We start from the raw sequence: 19,048 nt of genomic DNA on the forward strand, positions 1-19,048 counted from the left end.
TCAGAAGATAACCCATCGCCAGGAGTGTCACCATGGAAAATTCGACATCCACGGCAACGTCAGTGGGCTTCACGCTACGAGTCGAAGGCATGGACTGTGGTGGCTGCGAGCGCAAGGTCGAAGCCGCGCTGGGCCGCCTGGAGGGCATCGAGGCGGTATCGGCCAGTTCGGTGACCGGGTCGGTCACCGTACACCCCCAACCACACTCGGCCCCGTCTCACCAGACGATCGAACGGATCCTTAACGAGCTTGGCTACCGGCTTGCCGCCGATACCGAGAAGGATGGGTCAGATACCCCCCCAGCGCCCTGGTGGCAGACCGCGAAAGGACGCCTGGTGCTCGTCACGGGGGGCCTGCTGGCTCTGGCCTTGGTCCTTCGCATGACCTGGCCGGTACTGGGAGGCTGGCCCTTCGTCGCCGCCACCCTGGTGGGTCTGGTGCCCATCGCACAGGGCGCCTGGGGCGCACTGAAGATGCGCAACCCCTTCACCATCGAGATGCTGATGAGCATCGCCGCCCTGGGCGCCCTGGCTATCGACGCCGCCGCCGAAGCGGCGGTGGTGGTCTTCCTGTTCGCCGTGGGCGAACTGCTGGAGGGCGTGGCCGCCTCACGGGCGCGACGCAGCATCTCGGCCCTGGCGGACCTGACGCCGTCCACGGCGAGGCTGATGGAGGATGGGGATACTCGTGAGGTCTCGGCCGCCTCGCTCACGCCTGGGCAGCGAGTCCTGGTGCGACCGGGCGACCGCGTGCCCTGCGATGGGCGTATTCTGACCGGCGAATCCGACCTGGATGAGTCACCGATCAACGGGGAGTCGGTGCCCCGCTCGCGTGCCCCGGGGGACGACGTCTTTGCCGGCACGGTCAACCTCGATGCCGCCCTGGAGGTGGAGGTAACCCGCGGCGCCGAGGACAACACCATCGCCCGGGTGATCCGCCTGGTGGAAGAGGCCCAGGCCGCCAAGGCGCCGGTGGCGCGCTTCATCGATCGCTTCGCGTTCTACTACATGCCGGCGGTGGTGGGGCTCGCCCTGCTGATGGCGGTGGTGCCGCCGCTGGTCTCGACCATGGCCTGGTCGGAATCGGTCTATCGCGCCCTGGCCTTGCTGTTGATCGCCTGCCCCTGTGCCCTGGTGATCTCGACCCCCGCGGCGATCGCTGCCGGCCTCTCGGCGGGCGCCCGGCGGGGCCTGCTGATCAAGGGCGGCGCGGTACTCGAACAGCTGGGCAAGCTGCGCACGGTGGCGTTGGACAAGACCGGCACCCTCACCGCCGGCACTCCCCGTGTCACAGACGTGGAGGACTGGGCCACCGGCCAGGGCGAAAACGAGATCCTGAGGCTGGCAGCCGCGATGGAACGTGATTCTAGCCATCCCATCGCCACGGCCATCCTCGCCCATGCGCAGCAACAGGGCCTGTCGCTTCCCCTGGCCAGCGAGAGCCGCGCCCTGTCGGGCTTGGGCGTCGCCGGCCGGGTCGAGGGGCGCGAGCTGGGCCTGGTCACGCCTCGCCACCTGGCCGAGCGAGTCACGCTGGATCATGACCTGAACGTCCGGATCGCCGAGCTGGAGGGTGCCGGCAAGAGTCTCGCCCTGCTGGTCGAGAGCGAGCGTCCCCTGGGACTGATCGCCGTTCGCGATGAGCCGCGTGAGGACGCCCGGGAGGGGCTCGCCGCCCTGTCACGTCTCGGCGTCGAGGCCGTCATGCTCAGTGGTGACAATGCGCGTACCGCCGCTGCCATCGGTGGCTCGCTGGGCATCGAGGCCCATGGCGAGCTGATGCCCGAGGACAAGGCCCGGCGCGTGCAGCAATGGCAGGCCACCGGACGCGGGCCGGTCGGCAAGGTGGGCGACGGGATCAACGATGCCCCGGCACTGGCGGCGGCCGATGTCGGCATCGCCATGGGCGGCGGCACCGACGTGGCACTGGAAACGGCGGATGCGGCCCTGCTCAAGAACCGCGTCACCGGCATCGCCGAGCTGATCGACCTGTCTAGGGCCACGCTGCGCAACGTCAAGACCAACGTCGCCCTGGCGCTGGGCCTGAAGGCTATCTTCCTGGTGACCACGGCGCTGGGCATCACCGGCATGTGGATCGCGGTGATGGCGGATACCGGTGCCACCGTGCTGGTGACCCTGAACGCCATGCGGCTGCTGGGCTATCGCTTCTCACCAGGGACCGCCATGAGCGGCTCGGCAAGCCCGCGCTACCAGGCAGCCACGTCATGAGAACGAAACGGATAGCGATGGCGCCGCAGAGCCGCTACTGGTTGGCACTGGCCGTTATGGTCGGCCTGGCCGACCAGGTCATCAAGGGACTGGTGCAGGCGCTGATGCCGTATGGCCAGACCATCCCGCTGACCCCATTCTTCAACTGGGGTCACTGGTGGAACACGGGGGCGGCCTTCAGCTTCCTCGCCGATTCAGGTGGCTGGCAGCGCTACCTCTTCCTCTGCCTGACAGGAATAGCGGCTATCGTGCTGACGTTCCTGTTGTGCAGGCCCAGGCCCCGCCTGGAGGCGCTGGGGTACAGCTTGATGCTGGGTGGCGCGCTGGGTAATGGCATCGACCGCCTGGCGCGAGGGTATGTGGTGGACTACCTGGACATCTACTGGCGAGAGTGGCACTGGCCCGCCTTCAACCTGGCGGATATCGCCCTGTTCCTGGGTGTCATTACCTTTGCGATGGCGGCCTTGCATGAACGTCCCTCCCCCAGGTTGTCCGAGTGACGGCATGGATGCACAGAACCCGCCAGTCCGGGACATGACGCTTTTCGGACGGCTCTCTCCGGTCCTCGGCTGTTTGCTGGCCCTGACCGCCGGAGGGTTGACCACCCTTAGTGCCGCGCCCTTCACGCTGTGGTGGCTGGGCCCGGTGGCGGTGGCCCTGGTCTATGTCGGCATCCATGCCCTGACACCCGCTCAAGCCGCCCTCCGCGGTTGGTGCTATGGCGTGGGCCTGTTCGGCTCCGGTACCTCCTGGGTCTTCGTCGCGATCCACGACTATGGCGATACGGGGGCGCTCCTGGCGCTCTTCCTCACCGGTGTGTTCGTGGCCAGCCTGGCGCTGTTCTATGCCGTGCCCTTCTGGCTCTATCGCCGCGTCACGGGCCCACGCCTGGCCTTCCTCAGCTTCGCCGGCGCCTGGGTACTCAGCGAGTGGCTGCGCACCTGGCTGTTTACCGGGTTTCCCTGGCTGCTGCTGGGCACGTCCCAAGTGGACTCGCCGCTGGCGGCCTGGGCCCCGGTGGGCGGCGTCTATTTCCTGTCGCTGATCACCGCCCTGACAGGCACCCTGGGCGTGGAGCTCCTGCGCCGCCGCTGGTGGGCCGCGGCGCCCATCGCCGCTCTCTGGCTGACTCCCCTGGCCCTGCCGTCCCAGTGGACCTCGCCGGCCGGCGAGCCGCTACGGGTCGCCCTGCTGCAGGGCAACCTGGCTCAGTCGATCAAGTGGACGCCCGAAGGCCAGCGCGAGGCGGTCAACATCTACACGTTGTTAGCACGAAAGCAGCCCGACGAGCTCGACCTGATGGTCTGGCCGGAGGCGGCCCTGCCGATGTTCGAGGAGAAAGCGCGGCCCATACTGGAGCGGGTACAGTCCAACCTGTCGCCCGACACCGCCCTACTCACCGGCATCCTGCAGCGCGACGGCGGCGACAACTACAACGGCGTGATCGGCCTGGGTAACGCCGAGGGCCAGTATCGTAAGGTGCGTCTGGTGCCTTTCGGCGAGTACCTGCCGCTGAAGCGCCTGTTCGCCGACACCATCGCCTTCTTCGACCTGCCCATGCCGACCATGACCCCCGGGGCCGAGGCTCAGGGGCCGATCCACGCCGCCGGAACCACCATCGGTAACGCCATCTGCTACGAGATCATCTATGCCGATCGTGTCGCCGAGCAGGCGCGCGATGCCGAGCTGTTGCTGACGGTCTCCAACGACACCTGGTTCGGCCGCTCCATCGGCCCCCTGCAGCATCTGCAGATGGCCCGCCTGCGTGCGCTGGAGAACGGCCGGTACCTGATCCGCGCCACCAGCAACGGCGTGACCGCCATCGTCGATCCTCAGGGCCGTGTCATGGCCCGTGCACCACAGTTCCAGGCGACGAGCCTTCGCGGTGAGGTGCTGCCCATGGTGGGAAACACGCCGTTCACCCGAACCGGTAGCTGGCCCACCTGGCTGTTGGCCGCCTTACTGGTGCTGCCTGGATGGCGATTCAACACACGTCGGTCTGGATGATAAGGGTCCAGCCGAAAAGGGAGAGAATGATGGCGTTATCCGAATCCCACTCTGGCACAGCGAGGAAATCTCCATGGTGGCAGCTTCGAACACGCACACTGGTGGGAGCGCTGGCAGGCTGGCTTGCGTTCATCGGCGTTGCTCAGGCCCAGGAGGAAAACAATTGGCCCCTCGGCCACTATCCGCTGCCTGAACAAGGCAATGTGATCGGCGACACCTACCGCATAACGGTGGAGGATCGAGAAGATACCCTGCTCGATATCGCCAGGCGGCACAACCTGGGGTACAGGGAGATCGTGCGCGCCAACCCGGACGTGAGCATCTGGATTCCCGGCGAGGGTGCCGAGGTGACCATACCCGGACGCTTCATCCTGCCCCCTGCAGAGCGCACTGGCATCGTCATCAACATCGCCGAGCTGCGCCTTTATTATTATCCCGAGGTGGATGACGACGAGACGCCACGTGTCGAGACCTATCCTATCGGCATCGGTCGCGAGGGCTTCGATACGCCCCTCGGTGTGACCAAGACCACCATGAACATCAAGAACCCCGCCTGGTACCCACCCGAGTCGGTCCAGCGTGAAGCCAGGGCACGTGGTGAAGAGGCACCCAGCGTGGTGCCCCCAGGCCCGGACAATCCGCTGGGAGACCATGCCATTATCCTTGGATTCGATGGCTACTTGATCCATGGGACCAACCAGCCGGATGGTATCGGCATGCGTGCCAGTCGTGGCTGTATTCGCATGTTCCCTGGGGACATCGAGTCGATCTTCGACCGCGTGCCCGCCGGCACCCAGGTCCGAATCGTCAACCAGCCCATCAAGATCGGCTGGCATGAAGGGCAACCGCTGGTTCAGGCATTCCCGCCTCTGGAGGGGGAGGGGAACAGCATGTCCACGTTGGTAGAGACCATCACCCGTCTCAACCAACACAAGGCCGAGGGCTGGAGCTTCGATTATGAACAGCTTCGCGGCCTGTTGGATGACCCCAGCGGTCGCATGGTAGCCCTGAATCCCAAGCCGGAGCCCGCGTCGGATCCGGATAAAACGCATGACACAGACTACCAGGGTATCTACGCAGAAATCGCGCTGAGCAGGCCATGACGACGACAACATGGCGAGTCTTGTCAGTCTCGTGACGCTGACGTCGGTCGCGGATGATCCAGGATCTATAGCGCTCTACATGACCATTGGCGTTGCGTTTATAGCCCCACCTTGCCGCATGGCGCGGTGGGCTTCTAGTCTCACCGTTTGCATGCCGATTCTGGGGAGGGACGGGCTATCGACCTCGACGTTGCTCTGGGCTACCTGCTGCCGTGGGAGTTCTCGCTGGCCTGGTCGGGGGCCTGCCTGCTGGCCATCGTGCTCTACCTGCGTGGCCTCCGGCAGCGCCGACGGCGAGGCGAGGCCACAGGCGCAGGTCGAGTCCTTGCCTACCTGCTGGGTGTCGCCACCATCTATGGCGTCACTCAGACCCATTACGACTACCTCGCCCAGTACATGTTCTTTACCCATCGGGCACAGCATCTGGTACTGCATCACGCCGGCCCCTTCCTGATTGCCCTGGCCGCCCCCCTGCCGGTACTGACAGACGGCTTGCCGACCCGAATCAGGCACTTTTCAGGATGGAGGCCGGTCGCGCGCCTGCTGCGCCCTGTATACCGGACGCTTCAACATCCACTGATCGCTCCCGTACTGTTCGTCGGGCTGATCTATTTCTGGTTGATTCCCGAGGTCCACTTCGATGCGATGCTGAGTACCGACCTGTATCAAGTGATGAACTGGAGCATGGCGCTGGATGGGTTGCTGTTCTGGTGGTTGATCTTGGATCGCCGCACGCCGCAGCAGGGCGGCCTCGGTTACGGCAAGCGCATCGCCATCCTGCTGGTGGTGATTCCGCCGCAGATCGTGCTGGGGGCCTATATCGTCTTCAGCCGGAGTGTCATTTTCGATGTCTATGAGGTATGCGGGCGCGCCTGGCCGCTGGACCCTCTGACTGACCAGCTCCTCGGTGGCCTGTTGACTTGGGTACCGGCCACGATGATGAGTGCCATCGGGGTTCTGATCATTCTCAGCTTTCTGTTCCGTGATGCCCGCAAGGAGGATGCCGCTGATGTCTCTCACGCCACACCCTAGTCTGCCGCGCCTGGCGAAACGCTGGTGCTCGATTTTCCTCCTGCTGATCGCGACGACCGGCACGCTGGCGGCTGCCGAACTGGAGGTCAGCGAGGCGCGGTTGCGGCTCCTGCCCGGGGACCTGCCCGCGGCAGGCTACTTCACCCTCACCAATACCAGCGAGAAGGGCGTCACCCTGACAGGAGCGGATAGCCCCGCTTTCGGTAATGTCATGATGCACCGCAGTGTCAATCAGGATGGCGTCACCCGCATGGAGCCCGTCGCCCAACTGGAGCTGGCGGCGGGGGAGCAGGTCGAATTCGCCCCTGGTGGCTACCATCTCATGCTCATGAAGCGGGTTCGCCCCCTCGTCGTTGGTGACGACGTCGAGGTGAATCTTCATTTCGCCGGCAATCAGCGACAGGGTGTCACGTTCCGCGCCGTGGCGCCGACAGCACAGTAGGGGGAGCAGGATGCGCCAATGCATCATGGCACTATTCGTGACGCTATGGATTGCAGGCTGCAGCAATCCAGACTGGCAGACCAAGGATATCTCGGGGCTGATGCCTTCCCTGGCGTTCGAACTCATCGACGAGAACGGGAGTACGGTGAGCGCCGATCAGTTCCTCGGCAAGACGACGCTGCTGTTCTTCGGCTTCACCCATTGCCCCGATGTCTGTCCGACCACCCTTTCGCGTCTCGACGCGGCCACCCAACGCATGGATGAAACCGCGCGTGATGAAATCCAGGTGCTCTTCGTCTCGGTGGATCCTCGCCGCGATGACGCCGAGACACTGGATAGCTACACCGACGCCTTCGGCCCCCAGTTCATCGGCCTCACGGGGGATAAAGCGGCACTCGATAAGCTGACACGCCGCTATCGGGTGACCTACGGGTATGGCGAAGAAGACAGCGAAGGGAACTATGATGTGTCGCACTCCAGCGCTGTCTTCGCCTTCAATGCCCAGGGAGAGGCGCGCCTGCTGATCCGCGACAGCGACCCCATGGAGGCCGTGGTTGCCGACCTTGGAAGGCTTGCCAGCGGTGCCTGAGTAGTCACCGTCCATCGCCCCTATCTTCCGTCGAGGATCGGGATGGGGATTACCTAGGAGTACGGTGCAAGGTTCGTCGTTGCGCCTTGAGGCAGCTGAACACCACGTTCGATCACCTTTCACTCCTGGAAATTGGGTCAGAGAGCTGCAAGGGCTATGTGTGAGAGGAGTTATTGGTCGGGTAGACCGGACGATTGCTCGTTCCGGCCCCCCACAGATCCGAGCGTGCGCGATTGACGCACTCGGCTCCTCAACCGTCAGGTTCACACGAAGGACGCTCGGTGCACGATTCTCGCTCGCGGTAACGGGAGTGTCAGCAACAGTTGCCTTGCCTTCTCCCACGGGAACCATCCTCTCTGCGATCGCCTCCTGAGCCACTTGATCCAGGTTGTCTGAACCCTGTATTGGAAGCGTTGCAGAGACTCGATGTTGTGGGTTATCCCGTAGTACGCATAGTGCCCCATAACCTTTCGACAGAGTTGGCGGTGCTGATCACGCAGGGGCAGGTGGCGGTTGGCTCGGCACCACAGCGAAATTCGCTTCAGGCCTCGCTTGAACCGGTCCTTGGCCGTTTTCTGCTTGATGATCCAGCGTCCACGCAGGGACTTCCCCCAGTAATAGGTAAAGCCCAGGAAGTCGAAGGTCTCGGCCCGTAGCTCGCGATGTGGCCGAAACCGTACCAGCCGAGTCTTGGTCGGGTGCAGGGTAAGGCCGAAGCGCGCAAAGCGCTTGGCCAGTACCTCCAGCACCTTGCGGGCATCAGCTTCGTTGCTGAAGGCGAGCACGGCATCATCGGCGAAGCGCACCGAGAATGCTCGTCCGCGCAGGCGTGGTTTGACGTCTTGCTCAAACCACTCATCCAGCACGTAGTGGAGGTAGACATTCGCCAGCAAGGGGGAAATCACACCCCCTTGTGGGCTGCCTATCTCGCCCTTCTGCCATTGCCCGGCGTCCAATACCCCGGCCTTGAGCCACTTGCCGATCAGGCGGAGAATCACGCCGTCCTTCACTCGTTGCTGCAGAAACGCACGCAGGTGCTGGTGGTCGATCGTGTCGAAGAAGGCTTTGATGTCCAGATCAATGACCCAGCCTCCGCCCATCGACATCAGGCCATTCCTCACCGTTCCGATGGCCTGATGCGCCGAGCGCCCCGGCCGGAAACCATACGAGCACTCGTGAAAGTCATGCTCATAGAGCGGCTCCAGCAGGGCCACCACGGCACGTTGCAGGACCTTGTCTTCGAAGGTAGGAATGCCAATCGGCCGTGTGGAGCGCCCGTCTCCCTTGGGAATATTGACGCGCCGCACCGGCGGCGCCCGGTAGCGACCGCTCTTGGCCGCTTCCAGCAGACGCTGGACGTTAGCCTCGAAGTCGCGCGCGAAGTCGTCCGCCGTCTGGCCGTCGATCCCGACGGCGCCGTCACGGCGCGTCATCAGGTAGGCCGTCCTCAGCCACTGGGCGTCGATATGATGCGCCAGTGACGTGAAGGCACGCTGCGGGAAGCGCTCTGCCAGCGCTGCTATCCGCACTTGTTTCGTGGACATGACCTCAGGTTCCTGTGCACCTGTCATGTTGCCCTCGTGAAGTTCTGATGATTGGCCGCCCCTTCCCTCCAGCGGGTCCCGTCGAGTAGGTTCCCCGCCTTCTTCGGTACTATGAGCGACTCCGACTCCCGCCCTTCCATCCGGCTGGCTCCTTATGGTCGCCTGGCCGTACCCCCTGAGTGCCTGTTGTTTGCTTCCGGTACCGTCAGGCACGACAGCACCGGACCGGGAGCTTTCGCCGCAGGCAGCCCCATGCCTGTACCTTTGTCGTTCAGAGGAGAAGGACGGGCCTCCCAGGTTCCTGGGAAACCCCTGTATGGACATGCCCTGCTCTTCGACCCCGGCGGCCCTTCCCTGCCAAGCCATACGGCAGGGTCGTGTTGCCTTCCAGCATTTGAAAACTGTCGGCGACTGCCACTACCACAATTTCGGGGCTCTATCACACGGCCTATCCACTCGCTGTGTACGCTTCGCAGCGGCGGTTACCCGACACCACGCAACACTCGCTGCCGGCTGGTGGCTAGCCTTGGCCGGGTGGGACTTTCACCCACTGGGTTTCACGACATCCTTTCCACCTTCTCGGTTTCCCGGATGTCCAGGCTTTGCCTGGCGCACTCAAATTCTGTGTATGGCCGGTCAGGCGGCAGTCCTGTCTGACTGATCGGTCAAGGGTTCGCCGTCCTTGAACTGGACGTTGTTCACGACCAGCTCCAGCTTGTTGAACCCCTTGATCCGCTTCCAGCGCTTCTGGGCGCTCTGAAGCAGCTTGAAGACCATCGCCAGGGTCGTCGCTCTGGAGCCGCAGTTCCGGCTGCGCTTGCTCCGCAGGCGGACCGTGGCGAAGGTCGATTCGATCGGGTTGGTGGTGCGGATATGCACCCAGTGTTCTGCCGGGTAGTCATAGAACGCCAGCAGCTCCTCCCGATCCTTGGCCAGGCACTCCATGGCTCTGGGGTACTTGGCCTCGAAGCGTTTCACCGTGCGATCGAAAGCCTTGTGCGCCTCATCGCGGGTCTCGGCCATCCAGATCTCATGGAGGTCGGCCTTGACCTTGGGCTGCACGGATTTAGGCAGTTTATTCAATACGTTGGCAGTCTTGTGGACCCAGCAGCGCTGGTGCTCGGTCTCTGGATAGACCTTGCTCAACGCCGCCCAGAAGCCCATGGCGCCGTCGCCAACCGCTAGCTTTGGGGCCGTCGTCAGCCCGCGCTCGCGTAGCCCCGTGAGCAGCTCTTTCCAGCTGGCCTCTGACTCACGCTGCCCATCCTCGACGACGACCAACTCCTTGCGGCCCTGCTCGGTGACGCCGATGATCACCAGCAGACACAGACGGTCATCCAAGCGCACGTTGCTGTACACGCCGTCTGCCCACCAGTAGACGTAACGCTGGTCTGCCAGGTCACGCTTTTGCCAGTCGGCATGCTCGTCCTCCCACTGCTTCTTGAGGCGAGACACGGTGTTGGCCGACAGTCCCTTGGCCTGGTCACCCAGCAGGGCCGACAGGGCCTCCTGGTAGTCGCCGGTGGAGACTCCCTTCAGGTAGAGCCAGGGGATCAGCTCCTCGATGCTGCGGGCCCGCTTCAGGTAGGGCGGCAACAGCGCGCTGCTGAAGGTCACCCCGTCGCCACTGCGGTCACGGACGCGGGGCACCTTGATCTCGACGTCGCCGATACCGGTTTGCACGGTGCGCTCCGGCAGGTAGCCGTTGCGGACGACGGCACGGCGGCCGTCTTCCAGCATCTTGTCGGCATATTGCTCCAGAAACGTGCTCAACTCCGCCTCCACGGCCTTGGCGATCAGGTCTCGGGCCCCTTTGCGCAGCAGCTCATGCAACGGATCAGTAGCGCCGGTGTCTGGCTGCGTCACGGCTTGGAGAGTAGAATTGCTCATGGCGTATCCGTCCTATGTTGGTTGTGATCTGGCGAGATCAATCAACAGGATACGCCACCCTCTCTACTGCCCTCCATACACAAGAACTGAGCTTAACTCGGCGTCGGCCAGGGCATCCTCACGCAGCTGGAAACGCCCGGCGACGAGCTTGAGCGGAGCGTCCTGCTCCTCTGGGGGTACGCGCTTGAGCCGGTAGCTGCGCCCCAGGTAGAGGAAGCCCTCGCCATTGACGCATTCCTTGCGGGGCAGCCGGCGGCGGCGCTCGGCCTTTTCGGCCAGTTTCCGGTAGATCCACAGCCGCTTCTCGAGCACGAAGTCGCGCAGGAGCCGCTCGTCGGTGCCGCGAGGCGCGGCGATGACCAGCTCGCCGTCGCGGTCCACGGTGATCTCCAGGGTCTTGCGGCGCGAGCTCTCGCGCACCTCCAGAGTCAGGTCGTCCACGGCGAGTTGGGTCATGCGTTCACCAGCTTGTCGTGATTGCTGCGGGCGAGATCGAGCAGCCGCTGGGCCACCTCGCTGGCCTGGTCGAAGGGCACGAGCCGCTTGATCATCAGGGTGGTGAAGAGGTGTTGGCGCAGCGCCTCCTGGTCCGGGATATGGGAGGGCTTCCAGAAGTCGGGGATGGCGATCTCCTGCTGGATCAGCCCGACCAGCTCCTCGGTAGCCTCGAGCAGCTTCTGGGCGCTGGCCTCGTCCAACTCCTCCACGGAAAGGCCGCTGCTGGCCACCAGCTCTCGCCAGAAGGGCTCGGCGTGGGCCGGCATCTCGGGGATCGCCTCCCCCTCCACCCGGGCGCCATCGCGCAGCTGCTGGATCAGCGTCCTGAGGGCTTCTACCTGCTCGGCCCACTGGCCATCGAGCTGCTCCAGCAGCTCCTCCAGGCGCTCGCTGAGTCGGCCGTACTTCACCGGGTCCTCGTCCAGGTGCTTGCGGACGTGAGAGCGTACCGCGTGCTCCATCTCCGAGGCCTTGGCCCGGTCACCCACCTGGCGGCCGAGGTGCTCGTCGAACTCGGCGTCGGTGAGCTGCACCGGCGGGATGCGCGGGTCGATGCCCAGCGAGATCACGTAGTCATCGATCAGCTTGCGCACCTTGTTGCCGATGTCGCGGCCGAGCTCCGGGGTGTCCCTGTAGCGGTTGCGGGCCAGGGCATGGATGTAGGCCAGCCGCTTGGCGTCGTTGACGAACTCCAGCCCCTCGGGGCGCGGCAGCACGTCGTCCAGGCCGCGGTTGAACTCCTTGAGCTTGACCACGAACTCGGCGCGCACCCGTTCGTCGGCGAGCGCCTGCACCGCCTCCTCGGTGTCGTCGAGGTCATCCACCCCCTGGCCGCGCAGCACATCGACTACCCGCAGGTGGCGGTCGCGCAGCAACGGGATCTCGTCCTTGAGGCTCTGCAGGGCGCCCTCGATGTCCTCCTCGCTGTAGGCGGCCAGCGCCTCCTTGAGGTGGTTGGCCACGCCGAAGTAGTCCACCACGATGCCGTGGCTCTTGCCGTGGCCGGTGCGGTTGACCCGGGCGATGGCCTGCAGCAGCTCCGCCTCGCGCAGGGAGCGGTCCAGGTACATCACCCCCTCGATGGGGGCGTCGAAGCCGGTGAGCAGCATGCTCTTGACGATCAGGAAGGCCAGCGGGTCGTGCTTGGCGGGGTCCTTGGGAGGCGTCCCGTCCAGCGGCGGCAGTGGCTTCTTGAAGCGCTTGATATGGCTCTCCACCGCGCCGCGGTCGCTCCAACGGGCATAATCAGGATCATCGTTGTTACCACTGCTGAACACCGCCGCGAACTCCAGCTGGCGCAAAACGTCGCGATAGCGCCAGGCCTGGATCGCCGCCTTGACCCGGGGCGGGCGCGTCAGCAGCTGAGTGTCGTCCAGGGCCTTGTCCTCGGGGGAGAGCGCCAGCGCCTCTTCCAACAGCTCGGCGCGGGCCGCCTCCAGGGCCTCGAAGTAGCGCAGGGCCGCCCGGCGGCTGTAGGCCACCAGCTGGGCCTTGTAGCCGTTGGGCAGGATATGGGTGACGTAGTGGCGCAGGATGTCCTGGGCCTTCTCCTGGATCAGCTGCGGCGCCTCGAAGATCTGCCCCTTGGTGGCGTACTTCTTCTTGATCGCCTCCAGCTCCTCCTTGCTGTGGTCGCGGAACAGGTCCTCGAACAGGCCGTCGAGGCTGGCGCCGTCCTTGATTGCCCCCTTGGCGGTGCGCCCCTCGTAGAGGATCGGCACCGTAGCGCCGTCCTGCTCCGCCTCCTTGATGGTGTAGCGGTCGATGTACTCGCCGAAGATGTCGTGGGTGCGCTTCTTGTCGCCCATGATGATGGGCGTGCCGGTGAAGCCGATGCGGGCGGCGTTGGGCAGGGCGCGCATCATGTTGGCGTGCAGGTCGCCGGCCTGGGTGCGGTGGGCCTCGTCCACCAGGATCAGGATCTCCTCGCTGGTGTTGAGCACCTCGAAGGGCTCGCTCAGGGTCGGCTTCCTAGCAGTCTGTCGGATTAGAGGGCATGAAGCGTAGAAGCAACGTCCCCTCTCTGGTTTCTTCGCAGGGTAGTCGGTCATGTGGCGGGAGAGTCGCTGTTGGCCCTCCCTGCCTCGCCTTGCACCGCTCCTGACCCCGGTGACGCGCTACCCGGTGAGGGATCTCCCCTCATCCGGCAGCCAGGCGGTGCATCCGCTTGATGTTCCAGGCCAGGGTGGCCAAGCACCATTCACCACTGACGTTGTCGAGACCACGCAGCGAGAACTGCCGGAACCCCATCACGTGCTTGATGATGCCGAAGACCGGTTCCACCGTATGCTTGCGCAGCGCATACAGGGCGCGTCCCGCCCGGGTCTTCAGGCGGTGCGCCATCTGCTCGACGGGATCCTCACTCGCCGGGGCGGGCGGATCCGCCGCGAAGCGCTCGAACACGGGGAGATGATGGACATCGCGCTTCATGGCCAGCAGCGGTTCGATGCCATGGGCATGGCAGGCATCGACATTGGCCGCACTGAAGTAGCCCGTGTCGGCCAGCAGGCAACTGGGGCGCCCCAACGCCTCGGGGTAGCCCTGCCATGCGGTCAGTAACGGCATGACCTGCTGCTTGTCGTTGGTCGCCTGGGTGACATGCACGTGGGTGACCAGCAGGGTGTCGGTATCGACGGCCGCCTGGGCGTTGTAGCACTGATCGAAGGCCTTGCCGGTGACCGGCATGATGCGTGATTGTGGGTCGGTGAGGTTGACCTGATCCTTGTCGCGGGGGCCGCCCGTCGGTGGCTCGGGATCCCGCCCACGAGGCGTCTTGCCGGCCTTCCGCTGCGCCTCACGGCGCGCCACCTTTTCCTGGTAGGCGGCTTGTTCGACGGCGTCTCGCTCCTCGGCCCGCGCTTCGATCTTGGCCTTGGCCTCGGCGATCGCCGCCAGACGCTGTTCGCGACGGGCAATCTCCGCCGGGATATCCATGCCATCGGCGGCGTCATCCCGATCCGCGGACTCGGCCCGCTGGGTCAGCGCTTTTACCTCGGCCTTGAACTGCGTCTCCAGCTTCTTGGCATGGCCATACGACAGCGCCTTGTGCTTGCTGGCGTTGGCCTTGAGTTTGGTGCCATCCAGCGCGATGGTGCCGAGCTTGAGCAGCTTCATCTCGCGGGCCAGCAATAGCACCTGGACGAACAGTTGCTCCAGTTCGGGCAGGAAGCGCCGCCGGAAGGTGGCCAGGGTGTCGTGGTCGGGATGGGTGTTGGCGGCCAGGTAGCGGAACGCCACCGAGTCATAGGTGGCCCGCTCGATCTTGCGGCTGGAATACACCCCGGTGGCATAGCCGTAGACCAGCAGGCTCAGCAACACCGCAGGGTGATGGGCCTTGTGCCCCCGACCGGCGTACCGACGCGTCAGCGCGGAGAGGTCCAGTTGCTCGACGACGTCCACGACGAAGCGCGCCAGGTGGTCATCGGGCAGCCACTCGTCCACGGAAGGCGGCAGAAGATAGTCGGTCTGGCGGTCAACGGGGATGAAGCGGCTCATGGCGACGTTCCGGTGGTGGCAGCTGGAAGCGAGTATCTCACGACGTTATCGAAAACCCGACAGACTGCTAGGCGTGCCGTTGGCATAGGGAGTTGGCTCGGCGGCATCACGGCGGCCGGTGTCGAGCCCGGCACCGGCGCCAGCCTCCTCGTCGCCCTGACCCTCCTCCCCCTCGGCGTCCGGATCGCGGTACTTCTGGATCGTGCCGAACACCAGGCCGGGGCCGTCGCGGCCCAGCAGCTTCTTGAGCTGGGCAGTGTTGCCGGCCTTCTCGACGCTCTCGCCGGTGAGCTCGGCGGTGGCGGAGAGCTGGGCCTGGAGATCCTTGCGGTCGGTGATCACCACCACCTTGAAACGACGCAGCGTTGGGTCGGTGCGCAGCTTGCGCACCAGGAAGACCATGGAGAGGCTCTTGCCGCTGCCCTGGGTGTGCCAGACGATGCCGCCACGCCGGTCGGCCTCACCATCCTGGCGGCGGGTCTTGCCGCTCTTCAGGCGCTCCATGGCCCGGGTGACGCCGCGGAACTGCTGGTAGCGGCACACCAGCTTGATGGTCTGGCCGCCGACGTTCATGAACAGGGTGTAGTGGCGCACGATGTCGAGCAGGTTGGCCCGGGTAAGCATGCCGGCGATCAGGCGCTGCTGGGCAGAGAGGTCCGCCACGCCGAGATCGATGGCCACCTCCGCCTCGCGCATCGGCGCCACCGTCTTCCAGCTCAGGTAGTGGGCGAAGCGGGCGCCGATGGTCCCGACTCGGGCCTCGTCGAAGTTGCTGGCCACCAGAAACTGGCTGGTGGCGAACAGCGCCGGGGCGCCCTCGTGCTCGCCGACCTCGCCCTCCAGGAAGCGCTGGTCGTGGTAGCGGCGCAGCTGGTCCACCGCCTGGCTGAGCCCCTCCGGCACGCTGCGGCTCTTGCACTCCACCACCACCAGCGGGATGCCATTGACGAACAACACCAGGTCCGGGATCACGTGGACCTTGGCGCCATCGTGGCCGGGCGGGCACTTCACCTTGAACTGGTTGACCACCGTGAAGAAGTTGTTGGCGGGCTCGTCCCAGTCGATATAGCGCAGGGTCTGGCCGCGGCCGCCGTCCCAGCCCTCCAGCCCCTCCACTGGCAGGCCGCCCAGCAGTAACTCAGTGGCCTGCTGGTTGGCCTCCAGGACCCTGCTGGCCGGCAGCCGGGTGATGGCGGCGACGGCCTGATCCAGGCGCGCCTCATCGAGCCAGGGCTCGCCGTCGCGCAGGTTGATCCGGCGCAGCCGCTCGCGCAGCAGGGGCTCCATCACTACCTGGGCGAAGCTCTCGCGGTGGGTCACGGCGGGATCGTCCACCGAGCCGGCCAGGAACTCCCAGCCCTGACCGACCAACTGGTCGATAAAGGGCTTCTCGACATCCGTGTACTCGGGTCCTGCCATGCCGTAGCTCCAAGGTGCTGTAGGGTGTTTGATGCAGGGGGCGCGGTATGCGCGTAAAATGAGCATATCAGCAAGGAGAGACAGGCATGACCACATCCCGCCCCCCCAAGCAGCGCCGTACCGTGAGCCGTGACGCCCTCCTGAAGAGCGTTGCCTCCTCCACCGCCGTGGAGACCGGCGAGGCCAGCCGCGGCATCGAAGCCCGGCTTCGCTCCGGCAAGTCCCGCTTCAAGTCCCTGCCGCTTGCCTGACCCGCTCCATCATCGGCGCATAGTCACCGTCGAACCCAGCATGAATGGCCTGGATATAGGCCTCCTTGTTCACTCTCCAGTCATCGTAATTCAGTAGCCCCAGCCCCGCCTGATAGGCCATGGCATCGGCCAGTAGACGGGCGATGCGGCCGTTTCCCTCTCTGAAGGGATGCACCAGGATCAGCTCGACATGGACCTGGGCGATGGCGTCTATCGCCTCCTCGCGGCTCATGCCGCTGCAGGGCGTCAGCCGGTTCAGCCACTTCTGATCCAGCTCGCGCAGCAGAAAGGGCAGCTGTCTCGCGGCAGCGAAGGGGAAGCCATCCTTCTCCAGATTGACCTGGCGCTCTTCCCCCGCCCAGTCGTAGAGGCTGCCGAGCCAGCGGTGATGCCAGTGCTTGAGCAGCGCGGTATCAAGCGGCTGATCTTCCGCCAGCGAACCGAACACCTCCTCGTACAGCTTCAGCAGCAGCTCGGCTTCGGCCTCGTCCAGGCTCTCCTGGTCGGTGATGCCGAGCCTGTTGGCCATTACCCGGCCACCTGAGCCGGGCTCGGCGCTGCCCTGTGATCCTGTGGTGCGATACCGGTTCATCCAGTTGCTCCCCCGGCGCAAAGCCTCGTCAGTGGCCCATCGCCTTCAACCGCGGGCGCAGGGCGTTGACGAACTGGTTGAGCTGCTGCGCCAAAGCGCGAGCGCGGCGATGACCGCGCAGGCGACGACCGCGATACGGCGGCGACGCGGCTGTCCCGCCGGCCCGGGGAGCGGCAGCTCCAGGTATCCCCACAGCCAGCGCAGCAGCACGCCCAGGCCGTAGCCGGCGGCCAGGCACATGCCCGACAGCACCGCCTGCGCGACCGTGATCCGTGGCGTGAGGCTGGGCGTGAGCGAGGCGGCGAAGAACAACGTCCCCAGCACGAGCCCGGTATTGCCAAGGCGCGCCAGCAGCGAACGCCGGAGCCGGGTGAACCAGCCATCGGATGTAGTACCGGAAGCGAGTGCAGCGTCGTCGTCCTGTCGCATCAAGTATCCCCTGCGAGTGGTCCCCTTGGGCCAATATACCGGACACGGATAGGCGTTTTAACCGCATGAGGCCAAGTATCGCACCGCGGAAGCGCCATCAAGCCGGCTGAGACACTCGATTTTCCCGCCCAGGTGTCAGGTTCACCACCAGGGTTTGGCGTTCAGGAGAGTGATTTGCGGCGCTCGGCGTGTACCGGGCGCAGAGCCAGTTCGCGGCAAGTCAAAATCGCCGCTTTGTTCATTCACCAACTGATGCGCTGATCGACCTCAAAGTCCGGTGCCGGTTGCGCCGCTAGGTCCCAGTCTGCTGGCTCGGTTTGCGCCCCGTCATCCATCTGCGCATCACTACAGTCATCCCACAGCGGTGGCCCGCGCGCCGGGGAGATGCGGGGTGGCTCTGAATCTGCCCCGATGTGGTCCAGGATGTGCCGGATGTCAGCGCTGTGCGTAATGAACGCGATGATGCGCATATGCCCGCCACACAGCGGACACAAGAGGGGGAACACCTCGTAGATGCGGGCGATCAGCACCGCCCACAGGTAGTGCGCTGCACGCTTGGGCAGCACCGGCTCGCTCTGGGATGGCAGCGCGCTGCTCATCGGTACCACACCAGGCGCGCACTCCCCCGTGCTGATCGACGCGCCCAGCACGGGAGCGGCTTGCGCCGGTGTCGCCAGCGCCGTCACCGCAGCCCTGAGCGGCGAGTTGGGTGCCAACACGCCAAAATAGCGGTGCCGGTGGGTGCGTGGCGGGGGAACCAGCGCGGCAATGCGGTCGATCAGCTCCAGCGGTGTGAGGTGCAGCTCATAAAGGCCGATATGAACCGGCCGGGGCGGGCGCAAGCCTGAGCAGCCATTCCCTGCACCGGAGTGTTTCGTGCCGCGCCTCGCCGCGACCGTGTCGCAGCTGCAGGATGCCGTGGCGCACGCAACGTCGCCGGCAGCGCATCTGCCCACGGCTCGCTATGCGCCTCACCGTCCCGAGCGCACGCTGCTGTATTCGCTGGTGCAGGCGCATTGGCCGGACTTTCTCGCGCGCCGTGAGGTAGAAGACCGCCCGCTGCCCGAGTATGTGCGCGAGGAGTTCGAGACCTACCTGCGCTGCGGCGTGCTCGAGCACGGCTTCCTGCGCGTGGTCTGCGAGCACTGTCGTGCCGAGAGGCTGGTGGCGTATTCCTGCAAGAAGCGCGGCTTCTGCCCCAGCTGCGGCGCACGGCGCATGGCCGAGTCGGCGCGGCATCTGGTGGACGAGGTGTTCGGCCCGCGGCCGGTGCGGCAATGGGTGCTGAGTTTTCCGTACCCGCTGCGCTTCCTGTTCGCCAGCAAGCCTGAGGCGATCGGCCCGGTGCTGGGCATCGTGCATCGTGTGATCGCCGGTTGGCTTGCCGATCAGGCCGGCGTGCCACGGGATACGGCGCAATGCGGCGCGGTAACGCTGATCCAGCGCTTCGGCAGCGCGCTGAACCTGAATGTTCACTTCCACATGCTGTGGCTCGACGGCGTGTACGACGCGAACGTCGAGCCCCCGCG

17 protein-coding genes and 1 pseudogene are annotated in these 19,048 nt (G+C 65.2%); 9 read left to right on the top strand and 9 right to left on the bottom strand.

Going from position 1 to position 19,048, the window contains the following annotated elements:
- Positions 1 to 32 precede the first annotated feature (32 nt).
- The 7 genes from DFO68_RS11470 to DFO68_RS11500 all read left to right on the top strand — a co-directional run bounded on the left by DFO68_RS11470 (position 33) and on the right by DFO68_RS11500 (position 7,401).
- Positions 33 to 2,228: a heavy metal translocating P-type ATPase gene (locus tag DFO68_RS11470; protein ID WP_043525355.1), complete on the top strand. Its 2,196-nt coding sequence runs from the start codon at positions 33 to 35 to the stop codon at positions 2,226 to 2,228.
- 17 nt (positions 2,229 to 2,245) lie between these two features.
- Positions 2,246 to 2,728 (top strand): signal peptidase II, encoded by a 483-nt coding sequence (gene lspA / locus DFO68_RS11475; RefSeq protein WP_023007119.1) that lies wholly within the window; start codon positions 2,246 to 2,248, stop codon positions 2,726 to 2,728.
- A 4-nt stretch (positions 2,729 to 2,732) separates the two neighbouring features.
- Positions 2,733 to 4,235 carry an apolipoprotein N-acyltransferase gene (gene lnt, locus DFO68_RS11480; protein WP_243726496.1) on the top strand — a complete coding sequence of 501 codons (1,503 nt, stop codon included), beginning with the start codon at positions 2,733 to 2,735 and terminating at the stop codon, positions 4,233 to 4,235.
- Between the two features lie 29 nt (positions 4,236 to 4,264).
- Positions 4,265 to 5,338, top strand: a complete 1,074-nt coding sequence (locus DFO68_RS11485) for a L,D-transpeptidase family protein (protein ID WP_133483797.1) — start codon at positions 4,265 to 4,267, stop codon at positions 5,336 to 5,338.
- Positions 5,339 to 5,485: 147 nt separating this feature from the next.
- Positions 5,486 to 6,370, top strand: a complete 885-nt coding sequence (locus DFO68_RS11490) for a cytochrome c oxidase assembly protein (protein WP_229359159.1) — start codon at positions 5,486 to 5,488, stop codon at positions 6,368 to 6,370.
- Entirely contained in the window at positions 6,348 to 6,812 is a 465-nt protein-coding gene (locus tag DFO68_RS11495) for a copper chaperone PCu(A)C (protein ID WP_023007123.1), read from the top strand. The genes DFO68_RS11490 and DFO68_RS11495 overlap by 23 nt, the downstream gene beginning before the upstream one ends.
- 10 nt (positions 6,813 to 6,822) lie before the next feature.
- A complete protein-coding gene (locus DFO68_RS11500; protein ID WP_133483792.1) occupies positions 6,823 to 7,401 on the top strand; it encodes an SCO family protein in 579 nt (192 codons plus the stop codon).
- Between the two features lie 263 nt (positions 7,402 to 7,664).
- On the opposite strand, the gene ltrA is transcribed toward DFO68_RS11500, so the two are convergent.
- The 6 genes from ltrA to DFO68_RS11530 all read right to left on the bottom strand — a co-directional run bounded on the left by ltrA (position 7,665) and on the right by DFO68_RS11530 (position 16,247).
- Positions 7,665 to 8,972, bottom strand: coding sequence for a group II intron reverse transcriptase/maturase (ltrA, locus tag DFO68_RS11505; RefSeq protein WP_031218315.1), 1,308 nt, complete (start codon positions 8,970 to 8,972; stop codon positions 7,665 to 7,667).
- A 609-nt stretch (positions 8,973 to 9,581) separates the two neighbouring features.
- A complete protein-coding gene (locus DFO68_RS11510) occupies positions 9,582 to 10,835 on the bottom strand; it encodes an IS256 family transposase (RefSeq protein WP_133483793.1) in 1,254 nt (417 codons plus the stop codon).
- 63 nt (positions 10,836 to 10,898) lie between these two features.
- Positions 10,899 to 11,291, bottom strand: coding sequence for a YgjP-like metallopeptidase domain-containing protein (locus DFO68_RS11515; RefSeq protein ID WP_243726497.1), 393 nt, complete (start codon positions 11,289 to 11,291; stop codon positions 10,899 to 10,901).
- Positions 11,288 to 13,276, bottom strand: a complete 1,989-nt coding sequence (locus tag DFO68_RS11520) for a type I restriction enzyme subunit R domain-containing protein (RefSeq protein ID WP_243726498.1) — start codon at positions 13,274 to 13,276, stop codon at positions 11,288 to 11,290. The genes DFO68_RS11515 and DFO68_RS11520 overlap by 4 nt, the downstream gene beginning before the upstream one ends.
- Before the next feature lie 196 nt (positions 13,277 to 13,472).
- Positions 13,473 to 14,828 (bottom strand): IS1182 family transposase, encoded by a 1,356-nt coding sequence (locus DFO68_RS11525; RefSeq protein ID WP_133483794.1) that lies wholly within the window; start codon positions 14,826 to 14,828, stop codon positions 13,473 to 13,475.
- 45 nt (positions 14,829 to 14,873) lie between these two features.
- Positions 14,874 to 16,247 carry a type I restriction endonuclease gene (locus DFO68_RS11530; RefSeq protein ID WP_243726499.1) on the bottom strand — a complete coding sequence of 458 codons (1,374 nt, stop codon included), beginning with the start codon at positions 16,245 to 16,247 and terminating at the stop codon, positions 14,874 to 14,876.
- An 86-nt stretch (positions 16,248 to 16,333) separates the two neighbouring features.
- Here DFO68_RS11530 and DFO68_RS15520 point away from each other — a divergent pair, with 86 nt between their 5' ends.
- A complete protein-coding gene (locus DFO68_RS15520) occupies positions 16,334 to 16,498 on the top strand; it encodes a hypothetical protein (protein ID WP_166637560.1) in 165 nt (54 codons plus the stop codon).
- On the opposite strand, the gene DFO68_RS11535 is transcribed toward DFO68_RS15520, so the two are convergent.
- The 3 genes and pseudogenes from DFO68_RS11535 to DFO68_RS11545 all read right to left on the bottom strand — a co-directional run.
- Complete coding sequence (locus tag DFO68_RS11535; RefSeq protein WP_208107413.1) at positions 16,476 to 17,027, bottom strand: Fic/DOC family protein; 552 nt, start codon at positions 17,025 to 17,027, stop codon at positions 16,476 to 16,478. The genes DFO68_RS15520 and DFO68_RS11535 overlap by 23 nt on opposite strands.
- A 108-nt stretch (positions 17,028 to 17,135) precedes the next feature.
- Positions 17,136 to 17,519, bottom strand: a complete 384-nt coding sequence (locus DFO68_RS11540; protein ID WP_208107414.1) for an alpha/beta-hydrolase N-terminal domain-containing protein — start codon at positions 17,517 to 17,519, stop codon at positions 17,136 to 17,138.
- Positions 17,520 to 17,761: 242 nt separating this feature from the next.
- Positions 17,762 to 18,325: pseudogene (locus DFO68_RS11545) on the bottom strand (transposase); the annotation flags it as partial.
- Between the two features lie 142 nt (positions 18,326 to 18,467).
- Between DFO68_RS11545 and DFO68_RS11550 the strand changes: the two are divergent.
- Positions 18,468 to 19,048, top strand: a 581-nt coding sequence (locus DFO68_RS11550) for a transposase zinc-binding domain-containing protein (protein WP_432206841.1), incomplete at its 3' end; no start/stop codon positions are given.

Origin of the sequence: Halomonas ventosae, from assembly GCF_004361885.1 — a bacterium.
GTDB classification, from domain to species: domain Bacteria; phylum Pseudomonadota; class Gammaproteobacteria; order Pseudomonadales; family Halomonadaceae; genus Halomonas; species Halomonas ventosae_C.

What these genes read in the sequence shown, in the direction of transcription:
- DFO68_RS11470 (WP_043525355.1), top strand. Translation starts at nt 33, where the DNA reads ATGGAAAATTCGACATCCACGGCAACGTCAGTGGGCTTCACGCTACGA.
- lspA (WP_023007119.1), top strand. Translation starts at nt 2,246, where the DNA reads ATGGCGCCGCAGAGCCGCTACTGGTTGGCACTGGCCGTTATGGTCGGC.
- lnt (WP_243726496.1), top strand. Translation starts at nt 2,733, where the DNA reads ATGGATGCACAGAACCCGCCAGTCCGGGACATGACGCTTTTCGGACGG.
- DFO68_RS11485 (WP_133483797.1), top strand. Translation starts at nt 4,265, where the DNA reads ATGGCGTTATCCGAATCCCACTCTGGCACAGCGAGGAAATCTCCATGG.
- DFO68_RS11495 (WP_023007123.1), top strand. Translation starts at nt 6,348, where the DNA reads ATGTCTCTCACGCCACACCCTAGTCTGCCGCGCCTGGCGAAACGCTGG.
- DFO68_RS11500 (WP_133483792.1), top strand. Translation starts at nt 6,823, where the DNA reads ATGCGCCAATGCATCATGGCACTATTCGTGACGCTATGGATTGCAGGC.
- ltrA (WP_031218315.1), bottom strand. Translation starts at nt 8,972, where the DNA reads ATGACAGGTGCACAGGAACCTGAGGTCATGTCCACGAAACAAGTGCGG.
- DFO68_RS11510 (WP_133483793.1), bottom strand. Translation starts at nt 10,835, where the DNA reads ATGAGCAATTCTACTCTCCAAGCCGTGACGCAGCCAGACACCGGCGCT.
- DFO68_RS11515 (WP_243726497.1), bottom strand. Translation starts at nt 11,291, where the DNA reads ATGACCCAACTCGCCGTGGACGACCTGACTCTGGAGGTGCGCGAGAGC.
- DFO68_RS11525 (WP_133483794.1), bottom strand. Translation starts at nt 14,828, where the DNA reads ATGAGCCGCTTCATCCCCGTTGACCGCCAGACCGACTATCTTCTGCCG.
- DFO68_RS11530 (WP_243726499.1), bottom strand. Translation starts at nt 16,247, where the DNA reads ATGGCAGGACCCGAGTACACGGATGTCGAGAAGCCCTTTATCGACCAG.
- DFO68_RS15520 (WP_166637560.1), top strand. Translation starts at nt 16,334, where the DNA reads ATGACCACATCCCGCCCCCCCAAGCAGCGCCGTACCGTGAGCCGTGAC.
- DFO68_RS11535 (WP_208107413.1), bottom strand. Translation starts at nt 17,027, where the DNA reads ATGGCCAACAGGCTCGGCATCACCGACCAGGAGAGCCTGGACGAGGCC.
- DFO68_RS11540 (WP_208107414.1), bottom strand. Translation starts at nt 17,519, where the DNA reads ATGCGACAGGACGACGACGCTGCACTCGCTTCCGGTACTACATCCGAT.